Raw genomic sequence first — 12229 nt, 5'->3', positions numbered from 1 at the left:
AGACATGGCTGAGGTAGTGGGATGGATCGTGCTGCTCGTGGGGCTGCTGATCTCGATCGCCCTCCACGAGGTGGGCCACATGGTCCCCGCGAAGAAGTTCGGCGTGCGCGTGAGCGAGTACTTCGTGGGCTTTGGGCCCACCGTGTGGTCGCGGCGCGGCAAGGAGACCGAGTACGGCGTCAAGGCCATCCCCTTGGGCGGCTACGTGCGGCTGGTGGGGATGATCCCGCCCGAGGCCGCGGTCAAGCCCGTCCGCGGCAACGGGCGCATCGCGCGCCTCATCGCGGACACGCGTGCCGCGTCGGTGGATGAGATCCTGCCGGGGGAGGACCACCGCGCGTTCTACCGCCTCACCTGGTGGCGCAAGGCGATCGTGATGCTCGGCGGACCGGTCGTGAACCTCATCATCGCCGTCGTGCTCTTCACCGGTGTGTTCTCCTTCGTCGGCACGCCGGGCCACCCGACCCTGACGGTCGCGAACGTGACCGCGTGCGTGCCCGCGGCGGGCGCGATCGACTGCGCGCCGGGCGATCCCGCCTCACCCGCCTCGCTCGCGGGTCTCGAGCCTGGCGACACGGTGACCGCGGTCGACGGCACTCCGGTGTCGACGTGGGACGAGCTCACCGGCGTGATCGCCGCGAGCCCGGGCGAGGAACTGCTGCTCACGGTCGAGCGCGAGGGCGGCACCGTCGAGGTGCCGGTCACACCCGTGCCGCGCGAGCGGGCGACGTACGACGAGAATGGCGCACCGATCGTGGACGCCGCGGGCGCTCCGGTGACGGAGACCGCCGGCTACCTGGGTGTGTCGCCCACCGCCGAGACGCAGCGCCAGGGCATCGGCGCGGGCGTCGAGTGGACCGGCTACGTCCTGGGCCGCACCGCCGAGGTGATTGTCGAGCTTCCCCAGCACGTCTATCACGTCGCCCGTGCGGCCGTGGGCCTCGAGGAGCGCTCGCAGGAGTCGATCATGGGAATCGTGGGCGTGGCGCGCGTCACCGGCGAGATCTCGGCGGCGGAGGTCGACGGCTACGGGCTCACCGAGAAGGTCGCCGACATGCTCATGCTGTTGGGAGGCCTCAACCTCGCACTCTTCGCCTTTAACATGATTCCGCTCGTGCCGCTCGACGGCGGACACGTCGCCTCCGCGCTGTGGCAGGGGATCAAGAACGGCTACGCAAAGGTGCGCGGGTTGCCGCGTCCCGCACCGGTCGACGTGGCCCGCATGATGCCCCTCGCGTACGGCGTTTTCGCGCTCCTGCTCGTCATGGGCGTCATTCTCATCTATGCGGACATCGTCGCCCCCGTGACCGTGGTGTGACGGACAACCTCGACCAACCTTGGGAGATACTGAACCCGTGACGACTATCGGATTGGGGATGCCCGCGCTGCCGGCGCCCGTGCTGTCCCCGCGACGCAAGACCCGCAAGATCAAGGTGGGCGACGTGTACGTGGGCGGAGACGCGCCCATCAGCGTGCAGTCGATGTGCACCACCAAGACGCACGACGTCAACGCGACGCTCCAGCAGATCGCGGAGCTCACCGCGTCGGGCTGCGACATCGTTCGCGTCGCGTGTCCCACGCAGGACGACGCCGACGCGCTCGAGGCGATTGCGCGCAAGTCCAACATCCCCGTGATCGCCGACATCCACTTCCAGCCCAAGTACGTGTTCGCCGCGATCGAGGCCGGCTGCGCCGCGGTGCGCGTCAACCCGGGCAACATCAAGAAGTTCGACGACCAGGTCAAGGAGATCGCGCAGGCCGCGAAGGACCACGGCACGTCGATCCGCATCGGCGTCAACGCCGGCTCGCTCGACCCGCGGCTGCTCGCCAAGTACGGCAAGGCGACCCCCGAGGCACTCGTCGAGTCCGCGGTGTGGGAGGCGAGCCTGTTCGAGGAGCACGGCTTCCACGACTTCAAGATCTCGGTCAAGCACAACGACCCCGTCGTGATGGTGCGCGCCTACGAGATGCTGTCGGAGCGCGGCGACTGGCCGCTGCACCTGGGAGTGACCGAGGCCGGCCCCGCCTTCCAGGGCACCATCAAGTCCGCCACCGCGTTCGGTGCGCTCCTCAGCCAGGGCATCGGCGACACGATCCGCGTGTCCCTCTCCGCCCCTCCCGTCGAGGAGGTGAAGGTGGGCATCCAGATCCTCCAGTCGCTCAACCTGCGCCCCCGCAAGCTCGAGATCGTGTCGTGCCCGTCGTGCGGGCGCGCTCAGGTGGACGTCTACGAGCTCGCGGAGAAGGTCACCGCGGGACTCGAGGGCATGGAGGTGCCGCTGCGCGTCGCGGTCATGGGTTGCGTGGTCAACGGGCCGGGCGAGGCGCGCGAGGCGGACCTTGGCGTGGCCTCGGGCAACGGCAAGGGTCAGATCTTCGTCAAGGGTGAGGTCATCAAGACCGTTCCCGAGAAGGACATCGTGGAGACGCTCATCGAGGAGGCGATGAAGCTCGCCGAGACGATGGAGCCGGTCGACGGCGCGAGCCCGCAGGTGATCGCGGCGTCATGACCGACTCGCTGCTGAGGCGCGCGCAGCACACGCTGGCGCCCCTGCAGCGGCGTGACCTGGCGGCCGCGATCGAGATCGCGGCCGCGGATCCGGTGGCCAACGTGGTGCCCGCGATGCACCTCGACATCGCCCGCGCGTCCGGGGTCATGCCCGCCGCGATGTGGGCCGTGCGGCGCCGCGTGGGCCTGCATTCGGCCCTCGCGGGCCTCGTGTGGAACGGCGCCAATCTGGCGGCGGTGTTGCCTGGCGAGGAATCGGACGATGCCGAGTCGCTGCGCGCGGACGTCGCCGCGGCGGCGGTGGCGAGGCTGACGAGGCCGGCCGCGCTCGTGGGACCCGCGCAGACCACGCTCGACCTGTGGGGCCGCGTCGAGCCGTGGTGGGGGCCGGCGCGCGAGGTGCGCGCACGCCAGGTGTCGATGGCAATCGACTCCGAGCCCGTGCGGGTCGCGGGAATCGGCGCCGCGGGACTGGAGCTTGCGGCGGTGCGCCGTGCGACACTCGACGATTACGACCGGCTGCTGCCCGCGTGCGTCCACATGTTCATTGGCGAGGTGGGCTACGACCCGATGCGTCACGGCCGCGCCGGCTACGAGGAGCGGCTGCGGTCGCTCGTGCGCGCGGGACGGTCCTTCGTGCAGTTCGGCGAGGTGGACGGCGAGCGCCAGGTCGTGTTCAAGGCCGAGGTCGGTGCGCTGGGCGGGGGAGTCGCGCAGCTCCAGGGGGTGTGGGTGCACCCGACGGTGCGCGGCAGGGGCCTCGCGCGTGCGGGCCTCGGCGCGGTCGTGGACGCCGTTCGCGGGTCGCTCGCTCCCACCGTGAGCCTCTACGTCAACGACTTCAACCCGGTCGCGATTCGCGCGTACGAGGCGGTGGGCTTCCGGCGCGTGGGACAGTTCGCGACGGTGATGTTCTAGGCCGATGTCCCACGCCGACTCAATCGGATGTGGAATAGGTTACTTGGTGCAGGATTGCGCCTTCGCGGCACTGTCGCCCCAGGTAGTCCAGCGGATAGTCTCGCCTCGAACGTGACCCACCGCCCCGAGGCGTGTCTTCATCCTGGGAGAAGCGATGCCCTCATTCATGTCGCTTGCTCGGCCGGTCGCACTCGCATGCGCCGGCGCGCTGCTTGCCACGGGGGCAGCCACGGCGGCATCGGCGGGCGTGCCGACCACGGCGCCCGCGTCGGTGGCGGCTCTTCCCGCGCAGATCGAGTCCATCGACGTCTCGGCCGACGCGTCCTCGCCGCACTTCTCGGAGCATGCCGAGGCGATCGACTTGGCCCAGGACCTCGGAATCGTGCGGGGGTGGACGACCCCGGCCGGCGTCGCGTTCCGTCCCGAGGACCTCGCGCGCCGTGACGCGGTCGGGGCCTTCCTCTACCGCGCGGAGCTCTACGCGCTGAACGGCTAGCTCACCCGCGACCGACGGGACGATACGCGGTCCCGAACCGCGCATCGTCCCGTCGCCCGCCCGATACCCTTGTGCCCATGCTGCGCATGTCCACGCTCTTCCTCCGCACGCTGCGTGAGGACCCCGCCGACGCCGAGGTCGCGTCGCACAAGCTCCTGGTGCGCGCCGGATACATCCGGCGTGCCGCCCCCGGCATCTACTCGTGGCTCCCGCTCGGCCTGCGTGTGCTCGCCAAGGTCGAGGCGGTCGTCCGCGAAGAGATGAACGCAGCGGGCGGCCAGGAGGTGCACTTTCCCGCGCTGTTGCCCAAGGAGCCTTACGAGGCCACGGGCCGCTGGACGGAGTACGGACAGGGCATCTTCCGCCTCGTGGACCGCAAGGGTGGCGACTACCTGCTCGCGCCCACGCACGAGGAGATGTTCACGCTGCTCGTCAAGGACCTGTACTCGTCGTACAAGGACCTACCGCTGACGATCTACCAGATCCAGACCAAGTACCGCGACGAGGCCAGGCCCCGGGCCGGCCTGCTGCGCGGACGCGAGTTCATCATGAAGGACTCGTATTCCTTCGACGTGACCGACGAGGGCCTCGACGCCTCCTATGCGGCCCAGCGCGAGGCATACATCCGCATCTTCGACCGGCTGGGACTCGAGTACGTGATCGTCACGGCCACGTCGGGAGCGATGGGTGGCTCCAAGTCGGAGGAGTTCCTGTCGCCCACCGCGATCGGCGAGGACACCTACGTGCGGTCGCCCGGCGGCTACGCCGCGAACGTCGAGGCGGTCACCACGCCCGTGCCGGCGTCGCTCGACTGGGCGGACGCACCGGCCGCGCACGTCGAGGACACTCCCGACACGCCCACGATCGCGACGCTCGTCGACCACGCGAACGCCGCCCATCCGCGCGCGGACCGTGCGTGGACGGCGGCCGACACCCTCAAGAACGTCGTCGTGGCGCTGACGGCACCCGCGGGGGAGCGCAGCCTGCTCGTGGTGGGCATCCCCGGCGACCGAGAGGCGGACATGACGCGGCTCGAGGCCGCTCTCGCTCCGTACGGCGTCGAGGCAGCCACCGAGGAGGACTTCGCGCGGCACCCGCAGCTCGTGAAGGGCTACATCGGTCCGGGCGCGCTGGGTCCCCAGGCGCGCGCCGAGGGCGTCGCGAGGGGCGACGAGGGCGACACTGCCATCCCGTACCTGCTCGACCCGCGCATCGTCCCTGGAACCCGGTGGATCACGGGCGCGAACGAGCCGGGACGCCACGTCTTCGACCTCACCGCGGGGCGTGACTTCGTCGGCGACGGGACGATCGAGGCCGCCGAGGTCCGTGCGGGCGACCCCGCCCCCGACGGCTCGGGGCCGCTCGAGTTGGCCCGCGGCGTCGAGATCGGCCACATCTTCCAGCTCGGTCGCAAGTACGCGGAGGCTCTCGACCTGCGGGTGCTCGACGAGAACGGCAAGCAGCAGGTCGTCACGATGGGCTCGTACGGGATCGGCGTGACGCGCTGCCTCGCGCTGCTCGCGGAGAACAACCACGACGAGCTGGGCCTGAAGTGGCCGATCGGTGTCGCGCCGTATCAGGTGCACCTCGTCGCCACGGGCAGGGACCAGGCGGTGTTCGACGCCGCCGACTCCCTCGCCGCGGCCCTCGAGAGCAACGGCATCGAGGTCTGCTACGACGACCGCCCCAAGGTCTCTCCCGGCGTCAAGTTCAAGGACGCGGAGCTGATCGGCGCGCCGTTCATCCTGGTCGTGGGTCGCGGCCTCGCCGACGGCGAGGTCGAGCTCAAGACGCGGGCCGGCGGAACGAGCGAGCCGGTGCGCGTGGACGATGCCGTCGAGACCGTGGTGGCGCGCGTCAGGGAGGCGCTGGTCCAGTAGGCGGGGGCGGCTCCGCCACACGCTCGCTACCCCGCGGCTCCGCCACACGCTCGCTACCCCGGTTCCCCCATCGGCTCCGCCACACGCTCGCTACCCCGCGGCTCCGCCACACAACGAGGCGCGGCATCGTCCCCTCAGACCCTTCACGAGTGCGACACGCCGCCGACACGCCGAGGGCCGTGTGGCGCAGCCGCAAATTTGTGTGGCGGAGCCGCGAGGCCGAGCGCGTGTGGCGGAGCCGCGAGGCCGAGCGCGTGTGGCGGAGCCGCGAAGGAACCCGCGAGGTCAGTCCGCGAGCTCGAGCCCTGGCAGCGCGGGGACATCCGTCGCCGCGAACCCGGGCAGCGACGCCGCGCGCACGTAGGCGTCGTACGAGGCGTTGAGGATCCAGTCTGCATCGTCGGCGGTCGCGTCTCCCAGAAGCCGCGCGTAGCGCTCGGCGAGGTCGATTTCGATCGCCAACGCCAGCGCGGCGCGTGACGCTGGGCTCGCCACGGAGTCGGGTGACACCGCGTAGAGCTCGGCGCGCGCGTCGTCGACGCCGTCGAGGGCGATGAGGTCGGCCGCCCTGGCCCGGTGCAGCGCGGCGAGTTCGAGGGCAGCGAGTCGCTCGTCCTCCTCGGCGCGCGCGGCACCCACCTCAAGCGCAAAGGCCGCGCGGTCGTGATCCACCGCGAGCGCCGCGAGGGTCGCGGCAGGCACTGCGGTGCCCTCCGCGGGAACCAGCGAGTCCGTGGACGTGCCCGGCATGGGGCGCGCGGCGGGTGCCTCTCCCGCCGCGGCAGGCGCGTCGAGCGCGACGGCATGCGAGAGCGCAATCGAGCGCAGCAGCGCCGTGAGCGACGGGTCGGACGCCGCGGCGGTGGACGCGGCATCGAGCGCGCCCTCGATCGCCGCCTTGACGGCGTCCTCGAGGGCGTGCTGCGGCACCGGCTCTGAGGCCGTCGCGCTCCACTCGGGTGACGGAGACGGCGTCGCGACGTACACGCCGCCGAGTGCCTCAAGGTGCGCCGCCGCGGTGCGTGCGGTGGACTCCTTGAGCAGACCGGACCCCGCGGCGTCGAGTACCGCCTGTTCGCGCACCGCGGCCGCGTCCCGCATCGCGACCTCGGGAGTGGGAGTGCGCCGCTCGATCGGGGGAGTCTCCGCGCGCCACGAGCATCCGGTGACCGCGCCGGTCGCGACGAGCGCCGCGACTATCGCGGCCGCCGGTCGGAGTGCGGTGCGCGCGATCCGGGAGGCGGCGGCGGTCATGCGGCACATCATGACACGCCCCCGACAGGGCCCTACAATGTGACCGACCGAATTTCAGGAACGGAGCGCGTGCCGCGCGTGGGAGGCGATGCCATGGACATCTCGAGCCGCATCACGGAGCTCGCCGCACCGGCCGCACAGGCTGCTGGACTCGTCGTCGAGGCCGTCGACGTGACCGCCGCGGGCAAGCGCTCGCGCGTCTTCGTCACGGTGGACCTGCCCGAAACCGAGACCGGCAGCGCGGACCTCGACCGGATCGCGGAGGCGGCCCGGCTCATCGGCGCCGCCCTCGACGAGGCTGATGTCCCCTCGACGCCCTACGTGCTCGAGGTGTCGACGCCTGGCACCGACCGGCCGCTCACCGAGCGCAGGCACTTCCTGCGCGCGCGCACGCGGCTGGTGGAACTGCGCCTCGACGAGGGCACCGTCACGGGCCGCCTGCGCGACCTTGACGGTGACGCCGTCGTGATCGACGTCGAGGGCGAGGAGCGCCGGCTGGAGCTCGGTCAGATCCGCAGTGGACGGATCGTCGTCGAGTTGAAGAGGCTGGGAGAAGAGTAGAACCATGGACATCGACATGCAGGCCCTGCGCGGCCTCGAGCGCGAGAAGGACATCCGTCTCGACGTGCTCGTGGACGCGATCGAGCAGGCGCTGCTCTCGGCCTATCACAAGACCCCGGGTGCCTATCGGCACGCGCGGGCGCACCTCGATCGCACGTCGGGCAAGGTGACGATCTTCGCGCGCGAGGACGTCGAGCCCGACCAGGAGCCCACGGATCTGCCCGAGTTCGATCACACGCCGGCGGACTTCGGTCGCATCGCGACCTCGACCGCGCGGCAGGTGATCTTCCAGCGCCTGCGTCAGGCGGGGGACGATGCCGTGCTCGGCGAGTACGCGGGACGCGAGGGACAGCTCGTGTCCGGCGTGATCCAGCAGTCCTCCGACCCCCGCAACGTCCACGTCGACCTTGGTGACGTCGAGGCGATCCTGCCCCCGCACGAGCAGGTGCCCACCGAGGTTTACGTCCACGGTGAGCGCATCAAGGGCTTCGTCCTCGACATCTCGCGCGGCCAGAAGGGTCCGTCGATCACGCTGTCGCGCACGCACCCCGGCCTCGTGCGCAAGCTCTTCGAGCTCGAGGTCCCCGAGATTGCAGACGGCACTGTCGAGATCATGAGCCTCGCCCGCGAGGCGGGCCACCGCACGAAGGTCGCCGTCCGCGCGACCGTCCCTGGCGTGAACGCCAAGGGTGCGTGCATCGGCCCCATGGGTTCGCGCGTGCGTTCCGTGATGAGCGAACTGCGCGGCGAGAAGATCGACATCATCGACTGGCACGAGGACCCCGCGACGTTCGTGGGCAATGCGCTGTCGCCGTCGCGCGTGGTCTCGGTGACCGTGGTGGACGAGGAGGCACGCGCCGCTCGCGTCGTCGTTCCCGACTTCCACCTGTCGCTCGCGATCGGCAAGGAGGGCCAGAATGCCCGCCTCGCGGCACGCCTGACGGGGTGGCGCATCGACATCCGCTCGGACGAGCAGCCGGACGTGCCAGGGCGCGCCGGTTCCGGCCGTTGACCGGGACCCGCTAGACTGGTGCAGCCGAGAGAACCGTCTCGTGACGTCGGCGCCCCCGCGAGCGCTCCCCAGGAGCCCACGCGGACGTGCGTCGGCTGCAGGGGTCGGGGGTCTCGGTCGGTCCTTGTGCGCGTGGCGTGCGTGGACGGCCACGCGGTCGTCGACGAGCGTCGCAGCCTGCCGGGACGGGGAGCCTGGTTGCACCCCGACCCGCAGTGCCTCGCACAGGCGCTGAGACGGAAGGCCTTCGCCCGCGCGCTGCGCGTCGCGGAGCTTGATGTCACCGGCCTCAAGGTCGGCTAGCGTGGATCGCGTCCACCCATCGAATCAGACGGGATGAAAGCCCATGGCCATCCGATGAGCACCTCACGATGAGCACCCAGCCGTAACGATGGCTCGACCCTGTCTTGGGCGAGCCGAGACAGGAGAGAAGTGGCAAAGCCCCGCGTCCATGAGATCGCGAAGGAGCTCGGAGTCTCGAGCAAGGACCTGATCGCCAAGCTGAACCAGCTTGGCGAGTACGTGAAGGGTCCGTCCTCCACCCTGGAGGCCCCGGTCGTCCGCAAGGCCAAGGAGGCCTTCCCGGCACCGACCGCCGCGGCCCCCGTAGCATCGGCCGCTCCCGCGGCCAAGTCGGCTGCCGCGCGCCCCGGCGCGCCCAAGCCCGGCCCCAAGCCGGCCCCCTCCGCCCCCGCGGAGCCGGAGCCCGCCCCCGAGCCGGCACCCGCGCCCGCCGCGGTGAAGCCGGCCTCGACCCCCCGCCCCGCGCCCGCCTCGAGCGCGTCGGCGGCTTCCGCGGACGCCGCACCGGCCGCGCAGGAGTCTCCCGCGGCATCGGCCGCCGACTCCTCGGCCGCCAAGCCGGGAGCGGCGCGTCCCGGCGCCCCGTCGCCCAGCGACATGCCGCGCCCCCGCCCGCGACCCGCGGGCAACAACCCATTCAGCGACCGCGCGGCCGGACCCCGTCCGCGCCCGCGTCCGGGTGGCAACAACCCGTTCCAGGCTCCCCGTCCCGGACCGCGCCCCGGCGGCGCCGCCGGAGCGGGTGCTCCTGGCCGTCCCGGCGCCCCTGGTGGCGCCCGTCCGGGTGCCCCGTCCGGTACCCCGGGTCGGGGCTTCGGCCCGCGCCCCGCGGCCGGTCCCGGCGGCGCTCCCGGCCGTCCGGGTGGCCCCGGAGGCTTCGGCGGCGCTCCCGGTAGCCGTCCCGCCGCCGGTGGTCGCGGTCGCGGTGGAGGCACCGCGGGTGCGTTCGGTCGCCAGGGTGGCAAGCCCGTGCGCGGACGCAAGTCCAAGCGTGCGAAGCGGCAGGAATACGAGCAGCAGCAGGCGCCCGCGATCGGCGGCGTCAACATCCCCCGGGGTGATGGCTCGACGCTCATTCGCCTGCGCCGAGGCGCGACCCTGAGCGACTTCGCCGAGAAGATCGACGTCAACCCCGCGTCGCTCGTCACCGTCCTGTTCCACCTGGGCGAGATGGCGACCGCGACGCAGTCCCTCGACGAGGACACGTTCTCCGCGTTGGGTGCCGAGCTGGGTTACCAGATCCAGATCGTGTCCCCCGAGGAGGAGGACCGCGAGCTGCTCGAGGACTTCAACATCGACATCGAGGCCGAGCTTGCGGCCGAGACCGATGAGGAGCTCGAGGCCCGCCCGCCGGTCGTCACCGTCATGGGTCACGTCGACCACGGAAAGACCCGCCTGCTCGATGCGATCCGCAAGTCGGACGTCATCTCTGGCGAGGCCGGCGGCATCACCCAGCACATCGGTGCGTACCAGGTGCGTCACGTCCACGAGGGCGTCGACCGTGCCATCACGTTCATCGACACGCCCGGTCACGAGGCGTTCACCGCCATGCGTGCCCGTGGTGCCAAGGTCACCGACATCGCGATCCTCGTGGTCGCGGCGGACGATGGCGTGATGCCCCAGACCATCGAGGCCCTCAACCACGCGCAGGCCGCCAACGTGCCGATCGTGGTCGCGGTGAACAAGGTGGACAAGGAGGGGGCCAACCCCGCCAAGATCCGCCAGCAGCTCACCGAGTACAACCTCGTGGCCGAGGAGTACGGAGGCGACACGATGTTCGTCGACGTCTCCGCGCTGCAGGGCAAGGGCATTGACGACCTCCTCGAGGCCGTCCTGCTCACCGCCGATGCCGGACTCGACCTGCGTGCGAACCCCAACAAGGACGCGCGCGGCGTGGCCGTCGAGGCTCACCTCGACAAGGGTCGCGGCGCCGTGGCGACCGTGCTGGTCAACTCCGGAACGCTGCGCGTGGGCGACGCGATCGTCGCGGGCACGGCCCACGGCCGCGTGCGTGCGATGTTCGACGAGCACGACAACCAGGTCAAGGAGGCGCTGCCGGCGCGTCCGGTCCTGGTGATCGGCCTCACGTCCGTGCCCCGCGCGGGCGACACCTTCCTGGTGGCGGACGACGACCGCACGGCCCGTCAGATCGCCGAGAAGCGCGAGGCCGCGGAGCGTGCCGCTCAGCTCGCCAAGCGTCGCAAGCGCATCTCGCTCGAGGACTTCAACCAGGCCCTCGAGGACGGCAAGGTCGAGACGCTCAACCTCATCATCAAGGGTGACGTCTCCGGTGCCGTCGAGGCGCTCGAGGACGCGCTGCTCCAGATCGACGTGGGCAAGGAGGTCGACCTGCGCATCATCCACCGTGGAGTGGGTGCCGTCACGCAGAACGACGTCAACCTCGCGACGGTCGACAACGCGATCATCCTGGGCTTCAACGTCCGTCCGGCCGAGCGGGTCCAGGAACTCGCCGACCGCGAGGGCGTGGACATGCGCTTCTACTCGGTCATCTACCGGGTGCTCGAGGACGTCGAGTCCTCGCTCAAGGGCATGCTCAAGCCGGAGTTCGAGGAGCGCCAGGTCGGCGGCGCGGAGATCATGGAGATCTTCCGCTCGTCCAAGTTCGGCAACATCGCGGGCTGCCTCGTGCGCACCGGTGTCATCCGCCGCAACGCTAAGGCGAAGGTGGTGCGCAACGGTGTCGTCATCGGTGAGCCGACCATCGACACGCTGCGTCGTTTCAAGGACGACGCCACGGAGGTCAAGGAAGGCTTCGAGTGCGGTATCGGACTCGGTAAGTTCAACGACATCCAGGTGGGCGACATCATCGAGACGTTCGAGACGGTCGAGATTCCGAGGTCCTAATGGCAGACAGCGCACGGGCGCTCAAGCTCGCGGGCACGATCAAGAAGATCGTTGCCCGCGCGCTTGAGACCGAGATCAAGGATCCCCGGCTGGGGTTCATCACCGTCACCGATGTGCGGGTGACGGGCGACCTCCAGCAGGCATCCGTGTTCTACACGGTGCTGGGCGGGGACGAGGAGCGCGAGGACACCGCGAGGGCGCTGCAGTCGGCCAAGGGCCGCCTGCGCTCCCTCGTGGGGTCCCAGCTCGGCATCCGTCTCACCCCGACGCTCGAGTTCCATCTCGACGCGGTTCCTGAGACGGCGGCGTCGCTGGACCGTGCGCTTCACGAGGCGCACGTGAGGGATCAGGAGCTGATGCGCATGCGTGAGAACGCGCAGTACGCGGGCGAGGCCGATCCCTACCGTCACGACGACGAGGACCAGGTCTAG

At 70.8% G+C, this 12229-nt stretch carries 11 protein-coding genes; 10 read left to right on the top strand and 1 reads right to left on the bottom strand.

All coding sequences use genetic code 11. The annotated features are described in order from the left end of the window. Positions 1-4: 4 nt before the first annotated feature. The 5 genes from ABEA62_RS06190 (at position 5) to ABEA62_RS06170 (ending at position 5803) form a co-directional block, all read left to right on the top strand. Positions 5-1318 (top strand): M50 family metallopeptidase, encoded by a 1314-nt coding sequence (locus ABEA62_RS06190; RefSeq protein ID WP_286216409.1) that lies wholly within the window; start codon positions 5-7, stop codon positions 1316-1318. A 37-nt stretch (positions 1319-1355) separates the two neighbouring features. Beyond that, complete coding sequence (gene ispG / locus ABEA62_RS06185) at positions 1356-2510, top strand: flavodoxin-dependent (E)-4-hydroxy-3-methylbut-2-enyl-diphosphate synthase (RefSeq protein WP_286216408.1); 1155 nt, start codon at positions 1356-1358, stop codon at positions 2508-2510. Next, positions 2507-3427, top strand: coding sequence for a GNAT family N-acetyltransferase (locus tag ABEA62_RS06180; RefSeq protein ID WP_286216406.1), 921 nt, complete (start codon positions 2507-2509; stop codon positions 3425-3427). Before ispG ends, ABEA62_RS06180 begins: the two co-directional genes overlap by 4 nt. Positions 3428-3581: 154 nt before the next feature. Next, the gene (locus tag ABEA62_RS06175; protein WP_286216404.1) at positions 3582-3923 is read left to right on the top strand and encodes a hypothetical protein; all 342 of its coding nucleotides are present in this window, start codon (positions 3582-3584) and stop codon (positions 3921-3923) included. A gap of 86 nt (positions 3924-4009) precedes the next feature. Next, positions 4010-5803 carry a proline--tRNA ligase gene (locus ABEA62_RS06170; RefSeq protein WP_345379206.1) on the top strand — a complete coding sequence of 598 codons (1794 nt, stop codon included), beginning with the start codon at positions 4010-4012 and terminating at the stop codon, positions 5801-5803. Between the two features lie 285 nt (positions 5804-6088). Here the strand turns inward: ABEA62_RS06170 and ABEA62_RS06165 are convergent, their stop codons facing one another. Next, positions 6089-7057: a DUF4439 domain-containing protein gene (locus ABEA62_RS06165; protein ID WP_286216402.1), complete on the bottom strand. Its 969-nt coding sequence runs from the start codon at positions 7055-7057 to the stop codon at positions 6089-6091. 93 nt (positions 7058-7150) lie between these two features. Here ABEA62_RS06165 and ABEA62_RS06160 point away from each other — a divergent pair, with 93 nt between their 5' ends. The 5 genes from ABEA62_RS06160 (at position 7151) to rbfA (ending at position 12229) form a co-directional block, all read left to right on the top strand. Continuing rightward, the gene (locus ABEA62_RS06160) at positions 7151-7618 is read left to right on the top strand and encodes a ribosome maturation factor RimP (protein WP_286216401.1); all 468 of its coding nucleotides are present in this window, start codon (positions 7151-7153) and stop codon (positions 7616-7618) included. Positions 7619-7622: 4 nt separating this feature from the next. Continuing rightward, positions 7623-8630, top strand: coding sequence for a transcription termination factor NusA (gene nusA / locus ABEA62_RS06155; RefSeq protein WP_286216400.1), 1008 nt, complete (start codon positions 7623-7625; stop codon positions 8628-8630). 18 nt (positions 8631-8648) lie between these two features. After that, positions 8649-8933, top strand: coding sequence for a YlxR family protein (locus tag ABEA62_RS06150; RefSeq protein ID WP_286216399.1), 285 nt, complete (start codon positions 8649-8651; stop codon positions 8931-8933). A gap of 129 nt (positions 8934-9062) precedes the next feature. Next, positions 9063-11798: a translation initiation factor IF-2 gene (gene infB / locus ABEA62_RS06145; RefSeq protein WP_345379118.1), complete on the top strand. Its 2736-nt coding sequence runs from the start codon at positions 9063-9065 to the stop codon at positions 11796-11798. After that, a complete protein-coding gene (gene rbfA, locus ABEA62_RS06140) occupies positions 11798-12229 on the top strand; it encodes a 30S ribosome-binding factor RbfA (protein WP_286216398.1) in 432 nt (143 codons plus the stop codon). The genes infB and rbfA overlap by 1 nt, the downstream gene beginning before the upstream one ends.

It is taken from the genome of Demequina sediminis (assembly GCF_039545075.1).
In the GTDB taxonomy this organism is placed as follows: domain Bacteria; phylum Actinomycetota; class Actinomycetes; order Actinomycetales; family Demequinaceae; genus Demequina; species Demequina sediminis.
The sequence above is the reverse complement of the archived record's forward strand: the minus strand, read 5'-3'. Positions and strand labels throughout refer to the sequence as shown.